We start from the raw sequence: 24761 nt of genomic DNA, 5'->3' as shown, positions 1-24761 counted from the left end.
GGCGATGCTGGCTGGCTTTTTACATGTTCAGCTCGCTTCAAAGTCGCGAATTCGCAGCCTTGCGCTCCAGGGCGGATTGATCCTGGGCAGCCAACGGAAAACGAAGCCGGATCGTCGTTCCCACCTGTTCCTGCGATTCCACCTCAATGGTGCCGTGATGGGCTATCACGATCGATCTGGCGATATTCATCCCCAGCCCGCTGCCGTGTGCGCCAGCCTCCGTGTGTGTCCCCCTATAGTAGCGCTCAAACAAATTGCGCTGCGTTTCTGCATCCATCCCGACACCGTCATCCTGTATGATTACGAGGCCATCGGCTGCATCTGCCAGGGTCCGGATGGTAATGCAGATGCCTGGCGGGTTATGCTTGATCGCATTGGTGATGAGGTTGTCCAGCATTCGTTGGAACCACATCGTATTCAAGCAAATGATCAGTTCAGACGGAGCGCCGTCGAAATGAAACGAAACATGCTGCAAGGTCGCATCATTCACATAACGCAGCACTGCCCGACGCGTGCATTCATTCAGTTCCGTAGGCGTCAGCAAAAAGGGACTGCTGCGGTTTTTGAGTTGAAAGGTCAGCGAGAAGTCCTGCAGCAGCTCCAGCATATAATCGCCTTTTTCCCGAATCATCCGACCCATCTGTTCTAACTCGTCGTCGGACCAGGTATAGGCATTGCTCTCCAGCAGATGGCCGTAGCCTTGAATAGTTGCCAGCGGCGTCCGCAGGTCATGGGAGATGCCCGACATCCATTCCTCGCGTGTTTCGTCCAGTCGCGTCCGTTCCCGTTCAGCCTCATCCAGACGGTCGGCCATCAAGTAGAAGGCGTCGATCACCTCCTTGTACAGTCGGTACCGAAGCCGGATTGTGCCGTTTTTGCGATATACCTTGCGACGGTCCTTCTCTGTCAGCGCTTCCTGACGATGCCCGGTGCCCAACTGCTCGAACCACGATGCAAACAGCAGCAGCGGTCGCCCGTACCGGTAGCCGTGCCAAATGGAAAGGCTTAAGGTCAGCAGCAGCGCCAGTCCGGCGGTTCCTAGCAAAAACCAGATGATGTTTTGCATGGTAGACAGCCTGGAGACGGTTGGCCCGGTCGGCGCCTGATGAAGCATCCATACTTGCCTGGAGGCTTCATCGTAGTGCACATACGCTCTGGAGAGTTGGGTCCACGGCTCGATTTGCATCGCAACCAGCTCCATCGGCGTATACGGCTCGCTGCGGCTTCCCGATCCGACGGTTTGCCTGATATCTCCTGCGGGCCCGACGACTTGAATAAATTCGCCGGCTTGCGCCAACAGCCCCTCCAGCTCATGGATGGCCTCCGGCCGAATCATTCCCTCGGAGCTATATTGGCCGATCCAGGCTTGCAGACGTTCCTTGCGGGTATCCTTGAGGCCCAGCAGATAGAGGTCGCTCCGCCCGTTTGATTCATTCAATTGGGCGAATACATTGTAGTCTCCCAGCGATCCCTGCTCGACGATCCGGACCAGCTCGGCAGCGCTATAGGCATTGTTCAGCTCAGGAGGCGCATTGATTGTATGTATGACATTGCCCTCGGAATCGACGACCTGGAGCCAGTAGCCGCGCTCGGTCAAGGAGATGGTCCAGCTATTCGGAACAGTCAAGGCTTGCTCGCCCCAGCCAGAGTCAAGGATGAGGGAGTCAAGCGTTTGGGCGGGCACGTCTTTTCTCAGCTCCTGATGGCTGATATATTGCAGCATGAGCAGCAGACCGGCCAGCATCGTAGCCAGCATAAACAGCCAGTGGAAAAAAAACGGATACATGAAGTGCCACGTCAGTCTCCGCCTGATGTTTCTCATACGTTTTTATCCCGCACCAGCTTGTAGCCCAGTCCGCGCACCGTCACCAAGAAACGCGGGGCGCCGGGATCCGGCTCGATTCGCTCACGGAGCTTGCGGATATGGACCATCACGGTATTATCGTCACCGATGCCGTCCAGCCCCCAGATGGCTTCATACAATTGTGATTTGGAAAAAACGACGTTCGGGTTGCGGCACAGGAACAGCAGCAACTGGTACACGAGGGCGGGACAAGCGACAGCAACTCCGCCGACCCGCAGCTCGCAGCCGGATTCATCCAATGTAAAGTGGCCGTAATTGTACAGGCCTCGGGGTCCCGCTTCCTCGCCTTGTCCGCTTGCAGTCGTCAGGCCACGGCGCAGCCGCGCTTTGATGCGGGCGGCGATTTCAAGCGGATTAAACGGCTTCGTGACATAATCGTCTCCGCCTACCGTCAAGCCGGTCAAGATGTCCAGATCCGATGTCCTCGCTGTCAAAAAAATGAGATGGGCGTCCGAAATCGCCCGGAGGCTGATGCATAACTCGAAGCCCGACTGGTCGGGCAGCATCACATCAAGTAAAATAATATCGGCTCCGTGCCTGGTCAGCAGCTCCAGCGCCTGTTGCGCCGTATGCGCCGTATAAATGTGCCGGAATCCTTCCTTGCGCAGCATTATCTCCAGCAGCCTGACAATGGACGCTTCGTCATCAATCAGCAATAATCTGGCGTTTAGCATAACATCCCTCCAAGTCTTGATTATACCAAGCTTAGCTTAATTCCCGTTAAACTGCGCCGATGATTCAGCTTTCCAAACAAATAAAAGCAGCCTCCTGCCCCGAACGAATCGGGAGAGACTGCCTCTGTTCCGCTACTCCAGCACACTGCCTGCTTCGACAAGCTGACCGGAGAAGCCGATATTGGTGATGGCTACCAGCGCAACGATGTCCGGAGCGATGGTTGCGGGGTCTTTGCCGGTGGCATGCATATCTGATTTGACTGTACCGGGATTAAATAAATTCGCAATGATCCGGAAGCGGCTTTCTTCCTCGGACGTCGTTCGGGTCAGCGATTCCAATCCGGCCTTGCTGGCGCTGTAAGCCGCGAAGCCGCCTGCGCCGTTGGTGGCGAGCGACGAGGTAATGTTTACGATATGCCCGCTTTGCTGCTCGCGCATGGCCGGAAGCACCGCGCGTGTCATCAGAAAAGCGCCGGTCAAATTCACGTTGATCTGCTCGTTCCATGAATCCAGCGGCGTCTCCGCGACCTGCCCGGCTTCAAATACAGCGGCGTTATTGATCAATATATCGATGCCGCCGAACCGTTCCAGCGTTTCGCGGACAAGACGAGCTCCATCCGCCTCGCGGCTAATGTCCGCTTGTACGGCAAGCACGGCGCCGCCTGCCGCTGTAATTTCTGCGGCAACTTGCTTCAGCTTGTCCAGCCTTCGTCCAGCTAAGGCGACCTGTACGCCATGAGCGGCCAGCGCCAGCGCTGTTGCGCGGCCAAGCCCGGTTCCGGCTCCTGTGACGATCGCCGTTTTTCCTTGCAGATACGTGAGATCCGACATATGCTCCGTCCCTTCGGTTTGTTTTTGCCTATTATACCAAGCAGGGCCGGAGAGGGGAAATTAACATTCCTGATCAAGCTTATAAGAAAAGCTCTATGCGCCGCTTATTCAACAATCAGCTTGGATTTCATGCTGATATGGCCCGAGCCGCAAGGGATATTGCAAATAATATCGTAGGTGCCCGCTTTTTCAGGCTTGACTGTGGCGGACAGCTTGTCACCCTTCAGCTCTACATTCAGCCCGTTGATGGCGATGCCATGCAGACCGGATTTATTTTCCAGAGTGAAGGTGACGTCCTCGCCCTTTTTCACCTTGTATTCTTTCTGATCAAATTGGTAATTGCTTGCCACCAGCTTTACCTGCTGGCTGGTTCCGCCTGCTGAAGCATTGGTTTGGCTGCTTGGAGCCGGTGTGGCCGTAGGCTCCGGCTTGGCGCCGCAGCCTGTCATAACAGCAATCAAGGCAATGGCGGAGATGGAAACGATCCATTTTTTCATTTAAAAAAATCCCCTCTCAATATGGTCTTCGTTCTATGTTCAGCATACCTGATTTCAGCAAAATTGGCTGTGTCAAACGGGTGACAACAAAGCGGTCAACTTGCTTATAGTTGAATTTTATCTGGCTGTCGTCACCGTTTATGGCGTATGGTACAACTGGAGATTGGCGCATGAAAAACAGCCGCGTCAGGGACACGGCTGCTTCCAGATCAGCAGAGCCGGCGCTTGCTATTTCGCGCGCTCCCGACCGCTGATGCCTTGCTCGAACGGAGTTTTTACAGGAATAAACAAGTCAATGATCCCGATGACCAGTGCGGCCAAAATGGCGCCGATCACGCTTGTCGATACTCCGCTCACGATGAATTGCGCAGCCCAGATGACCAAAGCGCTGACCAGGAATCCGACGATTCCGCGGCCAAACGGCGTAATCCGTTTGCCGAAGGCGCCCTCGATGACCCAGGCGGCCACTGCGATCACGAGAGCAAGGAAAAAGGCGCTCCAGAAGCCTCCAACGGAAAATCCGGGAACGATCCAGCTGACGACAAGAAGCATAAGCGCTGAGACGATAAATCGGACAAGATGGCCTAGCAGATGCATCAGACGATTCCTCCTCATGAGATGATGGCACCCACGGATGTTGATCCGGCTGCACCAATTAGGCTTGCCGGAAGTCAGAGGCAGTATGAGTGGGAGGTTGAGGCAATTCCATTCGCATTGAATCCGCAAGTCGGCTATAATACAACTGTATAGCAAGCGCGTGCAAGTGAAGGACAGGAAAGGCAGGTTCCTTACAGAAACCTATGAAACCAACAACAATTATGAATCCGAAAATATTAAATACGCTTGATTTTCATGCGGTGCTGGAGCGTTGCGCTCATCATGCTTCCACTTCATTAGGCCATGAGCTGGTGATGGAGCTGGCCCCGAGCGGTGAGTTTCAAGAGGTGAAAGGACGTCTGCAGGCGACGGAGGAAGCGGTCAACGTTGACCGTCTGAAGGGCGGCGCTCCGTTTGGCGGCATCCGCAATATCCGCAGCGCCGTGCATCGCGCCCGGATCGGCGGCATGCTGAACACAACCGAGCTGCTCGATGTCGCCATGACCAGTCAGGGAGGACGCCGCCTCGGCAAGTTTCTTGCAGATGTGAACGGGGAATATTTAATTCCGCTGCTGCTTGAGCTGACGGACCGACTGACCGATCACAAGCTGATGGAAGATAAGGTGCGCCAATGTATTGATGAAAATGCGAACGTGGTCGATAGCGCCAGTCCGGAGCTGGCCCGCGTTCGCCAGGAGCTGCGCGGCAGCGAGTCCAAGGCGCGCGAGCGGCTGGAGCAAATGGTGCGCACTCCGTCGATTCAGAAGATGCTGCAGGATAATCTGGTCACGCTGCGCAACGACCGCTATGTCATTCCGGTGAAGCAGGAATACCGGAGCCATTTTGGCGGCATGATCCACGACCAGTCGGCATCGGGAGCGACGCTGTTTATCGAGCCGGAAGCCGTCGTCCAGATGAATAACCGGGTACGCGAGCTGAAGCTCAAGGAAGAAGTGGAAGTCGAGAAAATTTTGCATATGCTGACTGCGCTCGTTGCCGAGTCGGCGGATACGCTGCTCGTCAATGTGGATGCGCTGGCGGAGCTTGATTTTATTTTTGCCAAGGCAGGGCTGGCTCGCGAGATGAAGGCGACGCTGCCGCTGCTGAACGACCGCGGATTTATCAAGCTCAAGCGGGGACGCCATCCGCTTATTGCGCCGGATCAGGTCGTACCGCTCGATGTCGAGCTGGGCAACCACTATTCCTCCATCATCGTCACGGGGCCGAATACCGGCGGTAAAACCGTCTCGCTGAAAACGGTCGGCTTGTTGTCGCTGATGGCCATGTCCGGTTTGTTTGTCCCGGCCGAGGAAGGCAGCCAGCTTTGTGTGTTCGATGCGATCTATGCCGATATCGGCGATGAACAGAGCATTGAGCAAAGCTTGAGTACGTTTTCCAGTCATATGACGAATATTATCCGGATTCTGAAGGACATGACGCCCAAAAGCCTGGTGCTGCTCGACGAGCTTGGGGCGGGAACCGATCCGGCGGAAGGCTCGGCGCTGGCGATTTCGATTCTCGATTATATTCACCGGATGGGCTGCCGTATTTTGGCGACGACGCATTATTCGGAGCTGAAGGCGTACGCCTTTGACCGGCCTGGGGTCATAAATGCAAGCATGGAATTTGACGTGCAGACGCTCCGTCCAACGTACCGGCTGCTGGTCGGCGTGCCGGGCCGCAGCAACGCTTTTGCCATCGCGGCGCGGCTTGGCTTGCCGAAGCCGATCATCGACCATGCCCGCGGCCAGGTCGATGAGGAGGAGCAGCGCGTCGAATCCATGATTGCGACGCTGGAGGAAAATACGCTCCAGGCGGAAGCGGAGCGGACAACGGCTGCGCAGCTGCGCGGCGAAGTTGAGCGGCAGCGCGAGGAGCTGCGCCGCGAGCGCGAGCGCTTCGAAGCGCAGCGCGACAAGCTGCTGGAGCGCGCGGAGCGGGAGGCGGGCGAAGCGGTGGCCAAGGCGCGGCGCGAGGCCGAGGAGGTCATCGCCGAGCTGCGCCGTCTGCAGCGCGAGGAAGGCGCAGGCGTCAAGGATCATAAAATCAGCGATCAGAAACGCAAGCTGAACAACGCCGCGCCGGAGCTGCGGTCGAGGCAGCCCTCGTCCGGCGCCGCGCCGCGCAAGCCGGATCGCCTGGAGCCGGGCGACGAGGTGCTGGTGACGTCGGTCGGCCAGCGCGGTCATGTCGTGGAGCTGGTCGGCGATCAGGAGGTCACGGTTCAACTCGGCATCCTCAAGATGAAGGTGAACAAGAAGGATGTGCAGCTCTTCAAGGCTGCCGCATCGCAGCCCAAGGCGCAGCAGCAGCCGAAGGCAACCTCCAGCCTGAAGCGGACGCGGGACGACAACGCGAAGATGGAATTGGACCTGAGGGGAGCGAATGTGGAGGAGGCGATTGTGGAAATCGACCGCTTTCTCGACGAATCGTACTTGGCCAATTTTGCGCAGGTTTACATTATTCACGGCAAAGGCACCGGGGTGCTGCGCTCGGGCGTTCAGGACTATCTCCGCAGACATCGGCATGTCAAAAGCCAGCGGATGGGCAACTACAACGAAGGCGGGGCCGGAGTTACGGTGGCCGAATTAAAATAATCTGAAACGTCCGTCACCTAGCTTCGTATGAATAACTATGAATCAGCGCAGTAAGGCTTTGCAAGCTGTGATAGGCTAATCATTTAAATTCTGGGAGGAACTACAATGGGAATTTTTAAACGATTTCGCGATTTGACGATGGCTTCGATCAATGATCTGCTCGACAAAGCGGAAGATCCTGTTAAGATGCTGAACCAGTTCCTGCGTGATATGGAAGCCGATATTCAGGAAGCGGAGATCGCGGTAGCCAAGCAGATTGCGATTGAGAAAAAATTCAAACAGCAGGTTGAAGAAGCATTGGAAATGGTGCAGAAGCGCGAAGAGCAGGCGCTCAAGGCGCTTGAGGCGGGCAACGAGGACTTGGCTCGCCGCGCGCTGAAGGACAAGAAGGACCACCAGCTTCGTTATGATGAGATGAAGGTTCAGTTCGATACGGCCAAGCAAAATGCGGATCGTCTGCGCAATCAGCTGTCTGAAATGAAAGATGAATTCACCAAAATGAAAAACAAAAAAGATGTGCTGGTTGCGCGTGCGGAAGCAGCCAAGGCGCAGAAGCAGATCAACCAGGCGATGTCCGGCTTCGGCACGGATAACGCGGCCAAAGGCTTTGACCGGATGAGCGAGAAGGTGCTGCAGCTTGAAGCGGAAGCGGAAGCAAGCAGCGAATTGCGCTCCAAGGGCAGAAGTCTGGATGACGAGCTGAACGAGCTGGTCAAAAATGATGGTGTCGATGACGAGCTGGCTGCCCTGCGGGCAAGGCTGGCCGCCAAGAAGCAAGGGTAACGGCCCGGTCCCCTTAGCGGAAGACCAGAGCGGATTCACAGAGACTGAAGGACGTCAAGCCTTCAGTCTCTTCGGTTGTTTCCGGAGCTTACCAGAAGGGCAAGGTGAAATTCGATCATGATGAATGAGAAGGTGGACCTGATTATGGGCAATCCCTACGTGGAAACATTAGCGTTTTTTTCGGTGGCGGTGCTGGCGCTAGTCGTCTTTCTGGCTATTTTCGAGCTGGTGACCAAGTATAAGGACTGGGATGAAATCAAGAAAGGCAATGTGGCGGTAGCCATGGCGACCGGCGGGAAAATTTTCGGGATTTGCAATATTTTCCGCTTCGCGATTTTGAATAACGATTCCTTGCTCATCTCGCTGACCTGGGCCGCCTACGGGTTCGTGCTGCTGCTGATCGCTTATTTCATCTTCGAATTTTTGACCCCCTTCTTCAAAATCGACGAGCAAATTCAGCAGGATAATCGGGCCGTAGGGCTGATCTCCATGATTTTGTCCGTTTCGCTGTCGTATGTGATCGGGGCCAGCGTGACTTAATTTTTGCAGCGACGAGGTGTTCGGCGTGAATTATTTATGGGGAATTTTGCTTGCGCTTGCGCTTGTTTTTTTGGGCGCGGGCGTTTACTATTTTATTAATTATGCGTAAGGAAGCGAGTCCGGTGTTCGCTTGACGGACGCCGGGTCTGAGGAGGAATGAAGGTTGGCTCATCCGCAGGATCAAATTTGCCCATGGTGTCAAACGGAAATTAGTTGGGACCCGGAGATCGGACCGGAATCAGCCTGCCCCCACTGCTTGAATGAGCTGGGCGATTACCGCAGCATTCCCTTGAAGCCGTTCGAATCGTCTGCCGAGGAAGATGAGGATGAAGACGACAGCTTGGATGACTACGAGGAGTTCGATGAAAGTCAGCTTGAGGGGCTGGACGATTACGAAGAAGGCGCCCAGCGGCTGCTTGACCAGCAGGAGGAAGCGCCGGAATGCCCGGCTTGCCACAGCTTCATGCTGCTGGCGGGTGTCCAGCCGGCTGCGGCTGCGTTCCAGCCGTTTGTGCATCAAGCGGCCGGTAAACCGCTGCTGACCGCCGGATTTACCGCGCAGGTGTATGTATGCCCCTCCTGCTTTAAGGTGGAGCAGCTGTTGTCGGAGACGGATCGGCTGGCCATGATACAGCTGCTCCGCGAGGTTGGCGGCACGGCATAGCTTGGGTGACGAACAGGAACAGCAGGGGCTATCCTTGAAGTGTTCGTATGACAGGCAACGTCCCGCTTTCCAAACGAAAGGATCTCAAGCTCTACTGCAAAGTGGAGGATGAGATCCTTTTTTTGCCCTCTGGTCATGCATTCCCCGGAAATGGGGTACGTTAACTAACACATTCCAAGGGGATAGGGTTGAGGGCATGCATACCGGATCGAAGCAATTTCCCCCGTTTGGCGCACGCGTCAGGGGCGAGGAAGCAGGCAGGCCAAGGCCATGGTCTGATCAGGAGAGCCAGCAGCAGGGAAGCGGCCGACAAGGTCAGGAGGCGGGCGGTCGCTCCCGCAATCAGGGCGGGCGGCTCGACGGCCAGTCCAAGCTGCTGCTGGCGGTAAACGGCTTGTTTTCCGCGGGCAACGCGTTGTCCGGTACATTTGTTCACGTCTACTTGTGGAAGGCCAAGCACGATTTCACTGTTATCGGCTGGTTTACGCTAGTTCATTATATCGCGATGGCGCTCACCTTCTGGCTGGCTGGCAAGTGGGTGAAGGAGCGCAACAAGATGAACTGCTTGCGGGCCGGAGTGGCCTTCTCCGCGCTATTTTACATGCTGGTGCTAGGGCTTGGCGAGCGAGCGGTTGCTTATTTCGCGCTGCTGGGCGCGGTGCAGGGGATTGCGGCCGGATTTTTTTGGCTGGCCTTTAATGTCGTCTACTTCGAGGTGACCGAGCCGGACAGCCGCGACCGCTTTAACGGATGGGCGGGCTTGCTGGGTTCAGGGGCCGGCATGATCGCGCCGTGGATTTCCGGCTTTTTGATCGTTCGGATGGACGCGGTGCAAGGCTACCGTCTAATTTTTACCTTATCGCTTATTGTGTTTGTGCTGGGGGCGATCGTCAGTTTTTTTCTGAAAAAACGTCAGACGGCAGGTTCATACGAATGGCTGCTGACCTGGAACTGCCTGCGGCAAAAGGATACGGCTTGGCGGCCGGTAGGGCTTGCGCTCGTTGCCCAGGGTGTGCGGGAAGGCGTGTTTGGATTTATGATTGGGCTGCTGGTGTATGTGCATACCGGCAATGAAATGAAGCTTGGCAACTTTGCGTTCATTTCTTCCGCGGTGGCGCTTGTTTGTTTTATGCTGGCCGGAAAATATTTGAAGCCGCGATTCCGCAGGCAGGCGATGCTGATCGGAGTCGTGATGCTGGTGGCCATTTTGCTCCCGTTTTTCTGGAAGGTCAACTTTACGACGCTGCTGATGTTCGGGGTCGGGGCGGCGATTTTTTATCCTTTGTACGGCATCCCGATGACGACGATTGTGTTTGATCTGATCGGCAAGGATGAGGAAAGCGCAAAACGCCGCGAGGAATATATCGTGATGCGCGAGCTGGCGCTGAATGCGGGCCGGCTGCTCGGCACGTCGCTGTTTATCGCGGTTGTGTCGCAAACCAATTCACCGCTGATCATGAATCTGCTGCTGCTCGTGGTGGGCAGCTCGCCGCTGTTTGCTTATTATTTTATGCGCAAGGCGGAGGCGGCCTGAGCAGAGCCGAATATCTTGACAATCCCGCTCCCGTCCTTAACAATTAAACCGATAGCAAAACGGATATTTATTCCAGGGCAAGGACGGGAAGGGAGCAGTTGCGAGATGAACAGACGAGCATTGATGGTAAATAGCATAACCGAGCTGATCGGGGATACACCGGCGGTCCGGGTCCGCAGGCTGACTGGGGAGCAAGACGCGGAGCTGTACGTGAAGCTGGAATATTTTAATCCGAGCGGCAGCGTGAAGGACCGTGCGGCGTACAATCTGATTTTGCAGGCGGAGCTCGCGGGCAAGCTGCAGCCGGGGGCGACGATTATCGAGCCGACGAGCGGCAATACGGGGATCGGACTCGCGATGAATGCGGCAGCCAAAGGGTATAAAGCGATTCTCATTATGCCGGACAATATGAGCAAGGAGCGCATTAACATTTTGAAGGCGTACGGCTCCGAAGTGGTGCTGACGCCAGCGGCCGAGCGGATGCCCGGCGCCATTCGCAAGGCGCAGGAGCTGCGGGACCAAATTCCTGGAAGCTTTATTCCGCAGCAGTTTGAAAATCAGGCGAATCCCGATATTCACCGGATAACGACAGCGCCGGAAATTGTCGAGCAGATGGCAGGCCGACTGGATGCCTTTGTCGCCACCTCCGGCACCGGCGGCACGATTACCGGAACCGGAGAGGAGCTGCGCAAAGCATGGCCTGAGCTGCAAATTTACGTCGTGGAGCCGCAAGGCTCGCCCGTGCTGTCCGGAGGGGAGCCAGGCCCGCATAAGCTTGTCGGGACAAGCCCCGGCTTCGTGCCGGCGATATTGAATACGTCAATTTATGATGAAATCGTACAGGTCAGCGACGACGATGCGCTGCGCACGATGCGGCAGCTAGCTAGCCTGGAAGGAATTTTGGTCGGCCCGTCTGCGGGCGCTTCCGTCTGGACGGGGCTGCAGGTTGCCCGCAAGCTTGGCTCCGGCAAGCGGGTGCTGTGTATTGCGCCGGATACAGGCGAACGGTATTTGAGCATGGATATTTTCTAAAATGGCGCATAGCGCGGCCTGACGGCTTGCTTGCTCATCGATCGACCCGGTTTCCTCGGAGGGAGCCGGGTTTTTGCTGCGGGGCGAATGGTTCATCGCGATGATATCAGGGGAATCTCTCTGAAATGATTTGAATATTTATTCATTATATTGTATAATAATAATTATCAGGACGTTCGAAGCGTCCGCAAGCCTTTCCCTGGGAGGGACCTGAGATCATGAAAATTGCTTTGCATAACGAATTGCCGTGCGAGGCGCACGTTCGTCAATTGATCGCAGCTATGGCCGGTCAGGCATCTGTCCTGCAAGCCTTCGAATATGATACGCTTCGCCACGGCGGCAGCCCGGTGATCGCAGCTTATGATCAGGACCGTTTGGTCGGTCTTGGGATTTGTCAGGATCAGGATTACAACGCTGCGGCTTTAAGGTTTGCCATTCTGCCCGGCTACGAGGGACGTGAGTTGGACACCTACATGAGCAAGCTGCTTAAGGTGGCTGCCCGGCCCGCTCCGGCGGCTGTTCACGCCTGCTTGTAAGGAGCTTCACCCGGCCTCCGCTCAGGAGGCTTTTTTTTCTTTACCAGCACCCGTCGTTAGGTGTAATATGGGGAGATAAGCAAAAGCGGTTGAAGCTTTATGCTTGGATGTATGACCTTGGGTCAGGAGGATGAATTCATGGAACAATTCAAAATGAAAATTCTTGAGCTGCTGAAAGAAGATGCGCGTCGTAGCCCTGCACTGATTGCAACCTTGCTGGGGGCGACGGAGGCGGAGGTGGCGGCGGCGATCAAGGAGCTTGAGGAAGCGAACGTGATCGTGAAATACGCAACGGTCGTGAATTGGGCCAAAGTGGACAATGAAAAGGTAACGGCTTTAATCGAGGTACAAATTACGCCGGAACGCGGCCGCGGCTTCGACGCGATTGCGGAACGGATCTACTTATATCCGGAAGTGAAATCCGTCTACCTGATGTCGGGCGCCTACGATCTGCTCGTCGAAATCGAAGGCAAGACGCTCAAGGAGGTCGCTTCGTTTGTCTCCAACAAGCTGTCGCCGATTGATCGGGTGTTATCGACCAAGACGCACTTTATTCTAAAAAAATATAAGCAGGACGGGGTCACCTTCGAGGACCATGAGGATGACCATCGTCTGTTAATTTCGCCGTAAAGGACGCTGAGAACGATGATAGAGCAGAAGCAAACAGAGGGACAGTCCCCTCGTTCCCGATCCCTCAGCAGTTATTTGACCCCGGTCGTTCAGCAGATACCTCCTTCAGGCATCCGTAAATTTTTTGACCTGGCCGTGGGCAGTAAAGATATTATTTCGCTCGGCGTCGGCGAGCCGGATTTCAGCACCCCGTGGCATGTGCGCGACGCTTGCGTGTATGCGCTGGAGCGGGGCAATACGAAGTATACGCCGAATTCGGGGTTGCCGGAGCTGCGTGAGGCGATTGCCGACTATTTGCATAGCTCGTTCCAGGTGGAGTATGAGCCGAAAGACGAGGTGCTTGTCACAGTAGGGGGCAGCGAGGCGATTGATCTGGCGCTGCGGGCGCTTGTATCGCCGGGCGATGAGGTGCTGGTGCCTGAGCCGACGTATATCACGTATTCACCGATTGCGAAGTTCAGCGGCGGCGTGCCTGTCGGCATCGAGACGTTCGCCAAGGATAAGTTCAAGCTGACGCCGGAGTCGTTGAAGGCCGCCATTACGCCGCGTTCGAAGGTACTGATTTTGTGCTACCCAAGCAATCCGACCGGGGGCATCATGACTTACGACGATTGGCTGCCGATCGCAAAGCTTGTGGAGGAGCACGATCTGCTTGTCATTTCCGATGAAATTTACGCTGAGCTGACTTACGGGCAGAAGCACGTCAGCTTCGCCTCGATGCCGGGGATGCGCGACCGGACGATTTTGGTCAGCGGCTTCTCCAAGTCGTTTGCGATGACCGGCTGGCGGATGGGTTATGTGTGCGCGCACCGCGAGCTGATTGCGGGGATGCTCAAAATCCATCAATACACGATTATGTGTGCGCCGTCTATGGGTCAAGTGGCTGCACTTGAGGCGCTGCGGAACGGGATGGAAGAGAAGGACCGTATGGTGGAGTCCTACAATCAACGCAGACGGCTCGTTGTCCAGGGCTTCCGGGAGGTCGGTCTTCCGTGCCATGAGCCTCAGGGCGCGTTTTATGCGTTTCCGTCCATACAGGCAACAGGTCTCACTTCCGAGCAATTTGCGACCCGCTTGCTGCTGGAGGGCAAGGTGGCGGCAGTTCCCGGCGACGTATTCGGACTCGGCGGAGAAGGCTTTCTGCGCTGTTCTTACGCCTATTCGGTCAGCCAGCTGACGGAAGCGTTCGACCGGATTGGAAATTTTATGAAAAAAATGTGATTCGACAAAAAAAGCCATTTTCAAGTTCTCCCAAAACTGGTATGTTAGATACATGGAAGTTTCATAGGTTTAATCATTTATGAGGCTTTTCTTCTATGGGTCTAAAGATTCGGGAACTGGGAGGGATGAATTATGGCTTTTCCGGAATATCGGCTTCGGCAGCACCTGCAAATCGGATGGATTCATGAGAACGAAAGCAAAGCCAAGTGGATGTTTGGAAAACGAAATGCAACCTCATCATCTGCGTCCTTAGAAGATGACATTTACCGGCTGCGCAAGGAGCTGGAAGCGCTCGTTCAGGATGGCAGCAGTTTGACTTCTCCCCGAGTGGTCGAGATTAGTATGGAATTGGATATTAAAATCAATGAATATATGAAAGCACACCGTAGAGGCCGCTGAGAAGCGGCTTCTTGCGCGTTGCGGGGAAATGGGACGGTGATGCCGGAACCGGCGTAACAGCTATAGGAAGACTCGTAGAACACTCGATACCGGGAGTGTTTTTTTTGTTGGTTGGGTAAGCTAGGCTGATCCATAGTGAAGAGCCGGCGGTCATACATTCAGCTGATTTTCAGCCAAGTTTCATCGTATGCTCATCTTGATGGATTACAGTAGAGGTAATTCGATGGGGAAAGGTGCGGTTTGATGAAGTCTAACAAGAAGGTATGGATTCCGGCCATTGTGGCGGTTGCGGCAGCGATCGCGCTAGTCGTGTACGTTTACTTCATGTCGGCGCCTCCGGGCGGCGGCGGCATGGGCGGTATGCGACCGCCTGAAGGTGGCGGGGCTGGAGGCGGTGGAGGCGGTATGCGCCCGCCGACAGGCGGCGAAGCGGGACCAGGAGGTATCCAGGCGTGGTTCAAAAACATAGGCACGGTTGCTGTAGGCTTGGGCGCGGTCAGCTTCTCCTGGTTCTGGTTCAAGAAAAAGCTGAAATCTCCGTCGCTGCTGGTGCGAAAAGCGGGGAAGCTGCTGTACGCGGCTCATAAGCTGCTGGGCTGGCTGACGCTGCTGGCCGTTGCAGCTCATGGCGTTTATTTTCTCATTGCGAAGCCGGGGAGCCGTGATATTTATTCCGGCCTGGCCGGATTTGTGATTCTGCTGACGCTCGCCGGGTACGGTCTGTTCCTGAACAAAATTCGCAACAAATGGATGCGGGTGGCGCATCGCACGCTCGGTATATTGTGGGCTCCGATTTTGCTGCTGCATGCGGGTGGATCAGCGATCGTGGCGGTTATAGCGAGTCTGGCGTTATGGGGGGTGGTATGGCTGCTGGAGAAAAACAAGCAGGGCGTCGCGAGGGAAAACACAGCGTGAACATGAAAGCTCGCTGCAGAGCTTTTGCCGGACAGCCTTCGGCTAGTGACAGCAAGCAATCGGTCGGTCGCTTTAAAGGAATAAGCATCCTATCCAAAATAGGCGTGCTTATTCTTTTTTTCAGTTCAGACCGCTCAAGCGCTTTCTGCCGAAATAATTTTGATCCGAAGGAATCCGATATGGTAAGATAGGTCGATGAGAAGGTTAAGCGGATTGCATACTTAGCTGACAAACTTGTCGGATGGAGGGAACGGGTCTTGAGGAAAGGATGCTGGCTGCTCTGTATAGGCTTGCTGCTGGTGCTCGCGGGCTGCGGCGGACCGAAGGCGGATGTGCCGATGTTTATGATCTCGAAAACCGGAATTCCGGGCGAAGTGGCGGAGAAGCTGCAAACGGCGCTTGTTGCCAATGTAGGGGAAACGCCAACCGTGTCGATTTCGGCATCGCCGATGTTTTCAATGGAAAAATTAATCGTTGAAATTGCTGCTGGGGAAAACGGGATCATTGTCGTTCCAGGCGAGCAATTCAAGGGTCTGGGGATGCAGGGAGGCTTCGTGCCGCTGGATGAGCTGGCGAGCGCGGCGGACTTCCCGGACGGAGTGCTGGAGGTTCCGATCGAGGATCGGGACAGCAAGTCTTCGAAGGCGGCGGACAAGCCTGCTCCCAAGCTGGAAAAGCATCTGTATGGCATTCCGCTGGAACAGACGAAGTGGTTTACGGAGCTGAAGCTGAATGGCAAGGATTTGTATGCGTTTATTCCGCAGAATGCGAAGGATATTGAGAAGGCCAAGCTGGTGATGAAGCACATTGCCCAGAAGTAGCGGATCGGCTCGGACCGACGTAATGCGACAAGAGCTTGCGAAGGCTTGGCTGACGGCTATAAACAAATGGTATGACATGAAATACGGCACGGGTGCCCGGAGACGACACGGCAACGGAGAAGTCTTCGGGTTAAAAGGGAAGCCGGTTAAAATCCGGCGCGGTCCCGCCACTGTAATCGGACGATAAGCTCCCCACATGCCACTGTCGGCGCGGCCAGCGACGATGGGAAGGCGGGGAGCCGGCAAGGAGTCCGTAAGTCAGGAGACCTGCCCGCCGCCGGTACGGCTAGTTCCTTTCGAGGAAAGGGAGCGGCAGTGACAAGGCGGTGACTGGTTGGTCGGCGGGTAAAGGATGCCCGAAGACGGACCGGCGCGTAGAAGTCTGTCCTCTGCTCTGGACTTTGGTCCGCAGGCAGAGGTTTTTTTGTCTGGCTTTTGTTGTAAACGGGGGCATGCCAGGGTGGGATCAGCTTAACGAAATGCACAAGGTAGGAGTGAGAATAAGGATGGATCATCTGTTGAAAAAAAGAAGCCGCAAGCTGCTGAACGCTGTGCTGGGCTTGGCGCTCGCGGCAACGCTTGCCGCTTGCGGAGACAAGGCTCCGCCGACCAATGCGCCCAACCCCGGCGTATTGGTCGATCCGCCCAAAGCGGAAAGTGGCGCGCAGCAAGGCGCAGCGCAGACGAAGCGAACCGCTTACCCGCTCAAGGTGACGGATGCGACGGGCAAGGAGTTTGTGTTTGAGAAGGCTCCGGAGCGGATTGCGTCCACTTCGCCGAGCGAGACGGAGATGCTGTTTGCGCTTGGCCTGGGCAGCAAGGTAGTCGGGGTATCCGATTATTGCGATTATCCGGCTGAAGCGAAGAGCAAGCCCAAGCTTGGCAGCATCACGAAGCCCAATGAAGAAGCCTTGATCGGCGCGGGTGCGGACCTGACGCTGACCGGGGTGTCGATGAAGCTGCCGACCGTGGAGAAGCTGCGGGAGCTGAAGGTCAATTTGTTCCAGGTGCAGCCGAAGACGGTTGATGATGTGATGAACAATTTGCTGCTGATGGGGCAAATTTTCGACCGTCAGGCGGAGGCGCAAAAGCTGGTCGATCAGATGAAGGCGGACCGGCAGCAGGTCGTTGACGCGGTGAAGGGGCTGAACCCGGAGGAAAAAAAGAAGGTGCTGATCGAATTTTCTCCAGGCTGGACGGTTGGTTCCGGCGAATTTCTGAGCGAGCTGATCGACATCGCGGGCGGCATCAATGTGTATGCGTCGGAGAAAGGGTATGTCAAGCTGAGCGAGGAGAAGGTTATCGCCGAAAATCCGAAGGTCATTCTTTACCCGCGTAATCTGATTGATGACAGCTCGAAAAAAACGCTGGATCAGCTTATTCGCGAGCGCAGCGGCTGGGAGAAAATCGACGCCGTGAAGGACGGCAGGCTGGCCGGCGTGGATAAGGATACGACAGTTCGTCCCGGTCCGCGAATTACGGAGGGCTTGAAGGAAATTGCCAAGGGCATTTATCCTGAATTGGTGAAGTAAATGAAAAAAAAGCTGATCGGCTGGGGGCTGGCTGCGCTTGGACTGCTGCTGCTTGTCGTTACGATCGCGTTGTCGGTTGGCTCGGTCCGGGTGCCGTTTGTTCATGTCTGGAGCATTCTGCTTCATCACTTCCCAGGCATGGACGGGCGGGTTGAAGCGGCTTGGCCGGCTTCCTCGGAGCAGATCGTCTGGAAGGTGCGGCTGCCCCGGATTGTGCTCGGTATGCTGGTGGGGGCGGCGCTTGGGCTGGCCGGCGCGGCCTTCCAGGGCGTGCTGCGCAATCCGCTGGCTGATCCGTACACGCTGGGCGTGTCCTCGGGAGCGTCCGTCGGCGCTTCCTTTCTTATTTTATTTGGACTGCAATATGCGCTGGGCGAATGGAGCGTGCCTGCGGTTGCCTTCTGCACAGGCGCTGTGTCGCTGCTGCTCGTGCTGCTGCTGGCCCGGACGGACGGGAAGCTGAAGATCGAGACGGTTATTTTATCGGGTGTGGTGCTGCAGGCGTTTTTATCGGCGATCGTGTCCTTGATGGTGTCGATGTCCAAGCAGGTGATTAATGAAATTATTTTTTGGCTGATGGGTAGTCTCGCGTTGCGCGGCTGGTCATATTCGCTGCTGCTGCTCCCGTATTTGGCGGCGGGGCTGCTGCTGCTGCTCGGCTATGGCCGGGCGATGAATTTGTTTGCGCTCGGTGAACGGCAGGCCGCCCATCTGGGGGTGCCGGTGGAGCGGACGAAGCTGGTGGTGCTGGTAGCTTCGACGTTAATTACGGCGGCTGCGGTGTCGGTGGCCGGAGTTGTGGGCTTCGTCGGGCTGCTGGTGCCTCATTTGCTGCGGCTGCTGGTCGGCCCCGATTACCGCTTGCTGCTGCCGCTGTCCGTCATCGGGGGCGCGATTTATGTGCTGCTGGCCGACACGCTGGCCCGGACGCTGCTGGCGCCTACCGAAATTCCGCTTGGTGTCGTAACCGCATTTATGGGCGCTCCGTTTTTCGCGTATTTGTTGAAGCGGCGCAAGCGACTGGCACGTGATCAGGGAGCTTGAGCGGGCAGGCGCACGCGGGGCAATCGGAGCATTAAGCGGCGGTTCATAGTGGTCGTGGTAGCCTGGGCCAGTCAGAGGCAGCCACAAGGAGCAAAAGGGAAGCTACCAGGGGAGCCAAAGGCAGTCGGAGACGGGGAAGCTGGTCAGAAATGAGTAGGCGGACAGAGCGGCTTCGTGTCAATGAAGAGGTTCAGCTGAAGTCCATCAGAGGTGCGAAGGGGGCGGAGGAAGCCGTGATTGAGGTGGCGGTTGAGCGTCTGCAGAAGCGCTACGGGACGCGAGTCGTGCTGGACGGCGTGCAATTTACGGTACGGCCGGGTGAATGGCTATGTATTCTCGGCCCGAACGGCAGCGGCAAGACGACGCTGCTGCAGCTGCTGTCCGGCGTATTGCCGGCCAGCGGCGGTCAGATCACCTTGAACGGTCAGCCGGTTGGAGCCTATTCGCGCAAGGCGCTTGCCCGGCAGATCGCCGTGCTGCAGCAGGATGCGCTTCCTCCGGTCGGATTTACGGTACAGGAAGTGATCGAGATGGGGCGGTATCCCTATCAAAATTGGCTCGGCGACGAACGAGGCGATTCGGCCGGGCTGATCGAGCAGATCATCGGTTCGCTGAAGCTGGAGCCGCTGCGCGATCAGGCCGTGGAGCAGCTGAGCGGCGGCGAACGGCAGCGGGTCGCATTGGGCAAGGCGATGGCGCAGGAGCCGCAATTGCTGCTGCTGGATGAGCCGACAACATTTCTGGATATCGGCTACCAGGTGGAGCTGATGGACAAGGTTCGCCGCTGGCAGCAGGATCGGGGCATGACGGTTATTTCCGTGCTGCATGATCTGAACTTGGCGGCGCAATATGCGGATCGGCTGCTGCTGCTGCATCGCGGAGCTGTCGAGGCCATTGGCGCACCGCAGGAGGTGCTGGAGGCCGATTTGCTGGAGCGTGTCTACGGGACGCGTCCGCATGTGCTGGCTCATCCGGACAGCAGTGTTCCGCAAATTTTAGTAACTGGGGGAAAACAGGATGAGTAGCACGAACTGGAAAGAAGTCGCGTCAGCCATTGTTCCGCTGGACGCTGAGGCTGTGCACAAGGCAGCCGCACGGCTGGACAGCCTGACCAAGCCGCCCGGCAGTCTGGGCCGTCTGGAGGAAACGGCTCGGCAGCTTGCAGGCATTACGGGCGAGCTGACCCCGGATCTGTCGCGGAAGGCCGTCCTTGTGATGGCTGGCGATCATGGCGTGTGCGAGGAAGGCGTCAGCGCGTTCCCGGCCGAGGTGACGCCGCAGATGGTATTGAATTTCCTGAACGGCGGTGCAGCGGTTAATGTGCTGGCGCGTCACGCCGGAGCCGATGTCGTTTGTGTCGATATCGGGGTCAATGCGGACTTGAGCCATCCGGAGCTTGTGTCGCGCAAGGTACGCAAAGGCACAGCCAATATGGCCGTTGGTCCGGCGATGACGAGAGCCGAAGCTGAGGCGGCGATTGCTGTCGGGATCGAACTGGTCGGCGAGCTGGCTGAGCAGGGCTATCGAATGTTTGCGACAGGCGAGATGGGCATCGGGAATACGACGGCCAGCGCAGCGATTTTGACGGTATTGGGACAGACCGATCCGGTTGCGGCCACCGGCCGGGGAACGGGGATTGATGATGACCGTCTGCGGCATAAGCAGCAGGTGATCAGCCGGTCGATTGCGCTGAACAGCCCGGATGCGGGCGACCCGATTGATGTGCTGGCAAAGGTTGGCGGACTCGAAATCGCCGGACTGGTCGGCGTCATTCTTGGAGCGGCCCGCCACCGCTGCCCGGTTGTCATCGACGGGTTTATCTCGTCGGCTGCCGCCTTGCTCGCCGCACGGCTGGCGCCGCTCAGCACATCGTATATGGTCGCTTCGCATTTGTCGCAGGAGCAGGGCCATGCGCGGCTGCTGGAGCAAATCGGGCTGACGCCGATGCTGCGGATGGACATGCGTCTGGGCGAGGGGACGGGTGCGGTGCTCGCATTTCCGCTGATTGAAGCGGCGGTGCGGATTGTGAAGGAAATGGCGACATTTGCCGATGCGGGCGTGTCGCAGGGCTCGGCTGCCGAGGGGACCGAGGCGCAGGCTCGCGGACACGGTCAGGTCGGTCCGGAGGCGGACAGTGAGCAGGGCCAGGCTGGTCTGCATGAGGAAAAGCGCGATGAGGGCGATGCGGAGAGGAACAAGGAGCAGGGACAGTCGGCTCAGGAAGCGGACGAGCGTGCCGCCGGTAAGCCGTGAAGGCGCTGGTGACAGGCGGCGCGCGCAGCGGCAAGAGCTCCTTCGCCGAGCGGTACGCGGCTACGCTGGGTGCTGAAGGCTTGTACATTGCTACGGCGCAAGCCTATGACGAGGAGATGGAGCAGCGGATCGCGCTCCATCGGCAGGAGCGTGAGCAGCGCGGCTACATATGGCGCACGCTCGAAGCGCCGTATGCGCTGGCGGAGACGCTGCGGCAGGCGGACGAGCCGGTTGTGCTTGTGGACTGTCTGACCTTGTGGCTGTCGAACTGGCTGCTGCGGCTGGAGGCGGAGCCGGAGGTGACGACTTTGCTGGAGCGGCAGGTGGATGCGCTGGCGGAGGCGTTTCGGGCGGCCCAGCGGCCGGTTGTGCTCGTGACGAACGAGGTTGGCAGCGGACTGGTGCCGGAGTACAAGCTGGGCCGATTGTTTCGTGACGTATCGGGGCGCATGAACCAGCGTCTGGCACAGGAGGCGGACCAGCTGTTTCTGGTTACGTCCGGTGTTGCGGTGGAGCTGAAAAGCCAGGCTTACCGGTTTTAATTAAATCAGCATTGAACTTACATAGATGGCGAGGGACAGCGCTTGTGGATGTATAGCTGGGAAGAGACGCTGTGGATGGCGCTCGCAGCGATTGTGACCGACTGGATCATCGGCGACCCGGCGTGGAAATGGCTGCCGCATCCCGTTATTGTGATCGGACGCTGGATCGGACGGCTTGAGGCGTGGCTGCGCCCGACCGATCGTTTGCTGTCGGCCCGCTCGCTGCGCGTGCGCGGAGTGTGGCTGATGGCGTCAACGATCAGCTTATCCTTTGCGGCTGCGGCTGCCCTTGTATGGGTGGCGGATTGGGTGCATCCGTGGCTTGGTTACGCGGCTAACGTTTGGCTGATCTCGACGACGCTGGCGGTGAAGGGGCTGAAGCAGGCGGCGATGGCGGTATATAAGCCGCTTCAGGACGGCGACCTGGAGCAGGCGCGTTTGTATACGGGCTATATCGTCGGACGCGATACGACGAAGCTGGAGGAGCCGGAGCTGACGCGGGCTACGGTAGAAACGGTGGCGGAAAATATTGTCGATGCGTTTGTGTCGCCGCTGTGCTTTGCGCTGCTGGGCGGCGCGCCGCTGGCGCTGCTGTATCGTGCGTCGAATACGCTGGACTCGATGGTTGGTTATAAAAATGACAGCTATGCCGACTTCGGCTGGGCTTCGGCGCGCTGGGACGATGTGCTTAACTATATCCCGGCGCGTCTGAGCGGCTTGCTGTTGATCGGCTGGGCGGCAGTTATACCGGGGTTATCCGGCATGCGCGCTGCCCGTGCCGTATTTCGCTTCGCCCGGCTGCATCCGAGCCCGAACAGCGGCATCCCGGAGTCGGCGGCCGCAGGCGCGCTGGGCATTGAGCTGGGCGGGGTGAATGTGTATCACGGCCGAATCAGCGAGCGTGCGCGGATGGGCTGGCCTTTGCGGGAACGGCGGCGAAGCGATATTGCGGCTGTCGTTCGGATGCTGTACGGTGTAAGTTATATGATAGCGGGAGGATTGCTCATATGGGGGCTGCTCGTCTAATCCGGCAAACTGGCGCGGCCTGTACGGCTGCACTGCAGTTTTTAACCCGGCTGCCGGTGCCGGTACGGCTGGACTACGATGACGCTTTGTTTCGCCGGAGCGTTATTTTTTATCCGTTGGCGGGCGGGGTGCTTGGGGCCTTGACCGCAGGCTTCGGCGTGCTGCTCGCCGATGTGGCGGAGCTGCCAGCTGCGGTGACGGCGGCGCTGGTGCTGGCCTGTTGGGTGGCGCTCAGCGGAGCGCTGCATCTAGACGGGCTGATGGATACAGCTGATGGCGTGCTGAGCCACCGCTCGCGGGAGCGAATGCTGGAGATTATGAAGGACAGCCGCGTTGGCGCCATGGGAGTTATCGCAGGCATATTGCTGCTGCTGATAAAATGGACGCTGCTCACCGAGCTGCTGCCTGAGTCCGGTACGGTCGGCAGCTCGGTCTGGCTGCTGCTGCCGCTGGCGATGATCTGGAGCCGCTGGTTTATGGTCGTGGCGATCTGGGGCTGGCCTTATGCGCGCGCCGGACAGTCGGCGAAGGCGGGGGCCGCAGGGGCCGTAGGCGCAGACAAGGCTGCGGGTTCGGAACAGGCTGAGGCCGTGATCGTGCAGGCGGGTTCGGAAGCGGCTGAGGCTGAGGCCGTGCAGGCAACTGAGCCGGCTGAGGCTGCGCCAACCGAGGTCCCGTCGGGCAGCGGAGGCCTTGGCGGGTTATTCCGCAGCGTGGGACGCCGACATGTGCTGGCGGCAACGGCCACGGCCGCGCTGCTGAGCGCAGCTGCGATCGGCGTGCCTGTCGGCTTGGGCTGGCTGACGCTGACAGCCGGGCAAGGTCTGGGGCTGGCGCTGGTGACGGCGGCTGCGACCGTTATGACAGGCACGGTTGCCGGAGCCTATTTGAACGCAAAGCTGGGCGGCCTGACGGGCGATACGTATGGGGCGCTGAATGAGCTGCTGGAAGCTGTGCTGCTGCTTGTTTTACTGAAGCTGGCAGCGCAGTGGTAGGAAGGGATGGGATGGACAATGCTGGAGCGTTACGGGCATGGCGGTGATTTGTGGACGGCGGCCGAGCTGTTTGGCTTACCTAAGGAACAATTGATTGATTACAGCTCCAATATGAATCCGCTCGGTCCGCCGGATGCGGTGAGGGCGATTATGACGGAGCGGTGGCGGGAGCTGGTTCATTATCCGGACCCTGCCGTTCGGGAGCTGACGGCGCGGCTTGCCGCCAAGCACGGCGTCGAGCCCGCCTGTGTATTGGTCGGCAACGGCGCAGCCGAGCTGATTGATTTGGCCGTTCGCGCGCTGCGTCCGGCGGTAACCGGGCTGGTTAGCCCTTCCTTCGGGGAATACCGGGAAGCGGTAGGCCGGGCAGGCGGGCGTGTTGCGGATATCCCGACCTGCGAGCAGGATGGCTTCGAGCCAACGCTCGAAGCGCTGCAGAAGGCGGCGCAGCATTGTGAGGTGCTGTTTCTCGGCCATCCGAATAACCCGACCGGACGAGTGCTGTCCGTTCCGGTGCTCCGCTGGCTGACTGATGGAGCGGACGGCGCTACCGTCATTGTGGACGAGGCGTTTCTCGACTTTACCGCCGATGAGGAGCGGTTGACGCTGGCGCGCGAGGCCGCGGCTGGCAGCCATTTGATCGTCATCCGTTCGATGACGAAGTTTTATGCGGTGCCGGGCATCCGGCTTGGCTATGCGATCGCGCATCCGGAGCTGATCGCCCGGCTGAAGGCTTTGCAGGTGCAATGGAGCGTTAATGCGCTTGCCCAGTGGATCGGTTTGGCAGCGCTGGATGACGAGGCCTACGCTCGCCGTACACGCGCCTGGCTTGCTCCGGCACGCGAGCAGCTGGCGAACGGCCTGCGCGCGCTAGGCTTTCGCGTCTATGACAGCGACGTCAATTTTATACTCTTTTCCGCCCGGCCGCTCGGCTTGCGGATTGCTGAGCTGCAGCGTGCGCTGGGCAAACGCGGCGTACTGCTGCGTGATGCCTCGACCTTCGCAGGGCTGGATGGCTTCTACGGCAGACTGGCGGTGAAGGAGGAAGCCGGCAACGCCAGTCTGCTTGTGCTGCTGGGAGAGACGGTGCGCGAGTTATCGACGGAGGCAGAGAAGGCTGCACGGCTGGGTGAGACCGCGCGCGAGCTGTCGGTCACGGCGAACCCGAGTTTGGGAGCGCGGGCAGAGGCGAAGCAGCAGCAAGCCGAGGCTCCGAAACAGCCGCAGCGCTCGC

General features: G+C 57.8%; 24 protein-coding genes, 1 pseudogene and 1 riboswitch. Of the genes and pseudogenes, 20 read left to right on the top strand and 5 right to left on the bottom strand.

All coding sequences use genetic code 11. From position 1 onward, the window contains the following. Positions 1-37: 37 nt before the first annotated feature. The 5 genes from AC6ROY_RS01735 to AC6ROY_RS01715 all read right to left on the bottom strand — a co-directional run bounded on the left by AC6ROY_RS01735 (position 38) and on the right by AC6ROY_RS01715 (position 4463). The gene (locus tag AC6ROY_RS01735) at positions 38-1822 is read right to left on the bottom strand and encodes a sensor histidine kinase (RefSeq protein ID WP_500098226.1); all 1785 of its coding nucleotides are present in this window, start codon (positions 1820-1822) and stop codon (positions 38-40) included. Further along, a complete protein-coding gene (locus tag AC6ROY_RS01730) occupies positions 1819-2538 on the bottom strand; it encodes a response regulator (RefSeq protein ID WP_500098225.1) in 720 nt (239 codons plus the stop codon). The genes AC6ROY_RS01735 and AC6ROY_RS01730 overlap by 4 nt, the downstream gene beginning before the upstream one ends. 132 nt (positions 2539-2670) lie before the next feature. Further along, positions 2671-3369: an SDR family NAD(P)-dependent oxidoreductase gene (locus AC6ROY_RS01725; protein ID WP_500098224.1), complete on the bottom strand. Its 699-nt coding sequence runs from the start codon at positions 3367-3369 to the stop codon at positions 2671-2673. Between the two features lie 104 nt (positions 3370-3473). Further along, positions 3474-3866: a cupredoxin domain-containing protein gene (locus AC6ROY_RS01720; RefSeq protein ID WP_500098223.1), complete on the bottom strand. Its 393-nt coding sequence runs from the start codon at positions 3864-3866 to the stop codon at positions 3474-3476. Between the two features lie 228 nt (positions 3867-4094). Further along, positions 4095-4463: a phage holin family protein gene (locus AC6ROY_RS01715; RefSeq protein ID WP_500098222.1), complete on the bottom strand. Its 369-nt coding sequence runs from the start codon at positions 4461-4463 to the stop codon at positions 4095-4097. 221 nt (positions 4464-4684) lie between these two features. On the opposite strand from AC6ROY_RS01715, the gene AC6ROY_RS01710 reads away from it, so the two are divergent. The 20 genes and pseudogenes from AC6ROY_RS01710 to cobD all read left to right on the top strand — a co-directional run. Beyond that, the gene (locus tag AC6ROY_RS01710) at positions 4685-7060 is read left to right on the top strand and encodes an endonuclease MutS2 (RefSeq protein WP_500098291.1); all 2376 of its coding nucleotides are present in this window, start codon (positions 4685-4687) and stop codon (positions 7058-7060) included. 105 nt (positions 7061-7165) lie between these two features. Further along, on the top strand, positions 7166-7843 hold the full coding sequence (locus AC6ROY_RS01705; protein ID WP_500098221.1) for a PspA/IM30 family protein: 678 nt from the start codon (positions 7166-7168) through the stop codon (positions 7841-7843). Positions 7844-7963: 120 nt separating this feature from the next. Then, on the top strand, positions 7964-8383 hold the full coding sequence (locus tag AC6ROY_RS01700; protein ID WP_500098290.1) for a DUF350 domain-containing protein: 420 nt from the start codon (positions 7964-7966) through the stop codon (positions 8381-8383). 163 nt (positions 8384-8546) lie between these two features. Continuing rightward, on the top strand, positions 8547-9047 hold the full coding sequence (locus tag AC6ROY_RS01695) for a hypothetical protein (RefSeq protein WP_500098220.1): 501 nt from the start codon (positions 8547-8549) through the stop codon (positions 9045-9047). Positions 9048-9243: 196 nt separating this feature from the next. Next, positions 9244-10581, top strand: a complete 1338-nt coding sequence (locus tag AC6ROY_RS01690; protein WP_500098219.1) for an MFS transporter — start codon at positions 9244-9246, stop codon at positions 10579-10581. Positions 10582-10686: 105 nt separating this feature from the next. Next, positions 10687-11613, top strand: a complete 927-nt coding sequence (gene cysK / locus AC6ROY_RS01685; protein ID WP_500098218.1) for a cysteine synthase A — start codon at positions 10687-10689, stop codon at positions 11611-11613. Positions 11614-11831: 218 nt separating this feature from the next. Next, a complete protein-coding gene (locus AC6ROY_RS01680) occupies positions 11832-12149 on the top strand; it encodes a hypothetical protein (RefSeq protein WP_500098217.1) in 318 nt (105 codons plus the stop codon). 138 nt (positions 12150-12287) lie between these two features. Further along, on the top strand, positions 12288-12779 hold the full coding sequence (locus tag AC6ROY_RS01675; protein WP_500098216.1) for an Lrp/AsnC family transcriptional regulator: 492 nt from the start codon (positions 12288-12290) through the stop codon (positions 12777-12779). 15 nt (positions 12780-12794) lie between these two features. Continuing rightward, positions 12795-14000, top strand: a complete 1206-nt coding sequence (locus AC6ROY_RS01670) for an aminotransferase class I/II-fold pyridoxal phosphate-dependent enzyme (RefSeq protein ID WP_500098215.1) — start codon at positions 12795-12797, stop codon at positions 13998-14000. A gap of 132 nt (positions 14001-14132) precedes the next feature. Further along, the gene (locus tag AC6ROY_RS01665) at positions 14133-14399 is read left to right on the top strand and encodes an aspartyl-phosphate phosphatase Spo0E family protein (RefSeq protein ID WP_500098214.1); all 267 of its coding nucleotides are present in this window, start codon (positions 14133-14135) and stop codon (positions 14397-14399) included. Positions 14400-14642: 243 nt separating this feature from the next. Beyond that, a complete protein-coding gene (locus tag AC6ROY_RS01660) occupies positions 14643-15314 on the top strand; it encodes a hypothetical protein (RefSeq protein ID WP_500098213.1) in 672 nt (223 codons plus the stop codon). A gap of 257 nt (positions 15315-15571) precedes the next feature. Continuing rightward, the gene (locus AC6ROY_RS01655; RefSeq protein ID WP_500098212.1) at positions 15572-16135 is read left to right on the top strand and encodes a hypothetical protein; all 564 of its coding nucleotides are present in this window, start codon (positions 15572-15574) and stop codon (positions 16133-16135) included. A gap of 73 nt (positions 16136-16208) precedes the next feature. Then, positions 16209-16424: riboswitch (cobalamin riboswitch) on the top strand. A 217-nt stretch (positions 16425-16641) separates the two neighbouring features. Continuing rightward, positions 16642-17667 (top strand): ABC transporter substrate-binding protein, encoded by a 1026-nt coding sequence (locus AC6ROY_RS01650; protein ID WP_500098211.1) that lies wholly within the window; start codon positions 16642-16644, stop codon positions 17665-17667. Continuing rightward, on the top strand, positions 17668-18711 hold the full coding sequence (locus AC6ROY_RS01645; protein WP_500098210.1) for a FecCD family ABC transporter permease: 1044 nt from the start codon (positions 17668-17670) through the stop codon (positions 18709-18711). Positions 18712-18944: 233 nt separating this feature from the next. Then, positions 18945-19736, top strand: a complete 792-nt coding sequence (locus tag AC6ROY_RS01640) for an ABC transporter ATP-binding protein (RefSeq protein ID WP_500098289.1) — start codon at positions 18945-18947, stop codon at positions 19734-19736. Continuing rightward, the gene (gene cobT, locus AC6ROY_RS01635; RefSeq protein WP_500098209.1) at positions 19729-20964 is read left to right on the top strand and encodes a nicotinate-nucleotide--dimethylbenzimidazole phosphoribosyltransferase; all 1236 of its coding nucleotides are present in this window, start codon (positions 19729-19731) and stop codon (positions 20962-20964) included. The genes AC6ROY_RS01640 and cobT overlap by 8 nt, the downstream gene beginning before the upstream one ends. Continuing rightward, entirely contained in the window at positions 20961-21506 is a 546-nt protein-coding gene (gene cobU, locus AC6ROY_RS01630; RefSeq protein ID WP_500098208.1) for a bifunctional adenosylcobinamide kinase/adenosylcobinamide-phosphate guanylyltransferase, read from the top strand. Before cobT ends, cobU begins: the two co-directional genes overlap by 4 nt. 48 nt (positions 21507-21554) lie before the next feature. Continuing rightward, a complete protein-coding gene (cbiB, locus tag AC6ROY_RS01625) occupies positions 21555-22532 on the top strand; it encodes an adenosylcobinamide-phosphate synthase CbiB (RefSeq protein ID WP_500098207.1) in 978 nt (325 codons plus the stop codon). Further along, the gene (locus AC6ROY_RS01620) at positions 22514-23527 is read left to right on the top strand and encodes an adenosylcobinamide-GDP ribazoletransferase (RefSeq protein ID WP_500098206.1); all 1014 of its coding nucleotides are present in this window, start codon (positions 22514-22516) and stop codon (positions 23525-23527) included. The genes cbiB and AC6ROY_RS01620 overlap by 19 nt, the downstream gene beginning before the upstream one ends. Positions 23528-23533: 6 nt before the next feature. After that, positions 23534-24583 (top strand): annotated as a pseudogene (cobD, locus tag AC6ROY_RS01615) (threonine-phosphate decarboxylase CobD); the annotation flags it as partial. Positions 24584-24761: the final 178 nt, after the last annotated feature.

This window comes from Paenibacillus sp. sg306046 (assembly GCF_059821225.1).
Note: the sequence above shows the minus strand (reverse complement) of the source record. Positions and strands in the feature narration are given on the sequence as shown.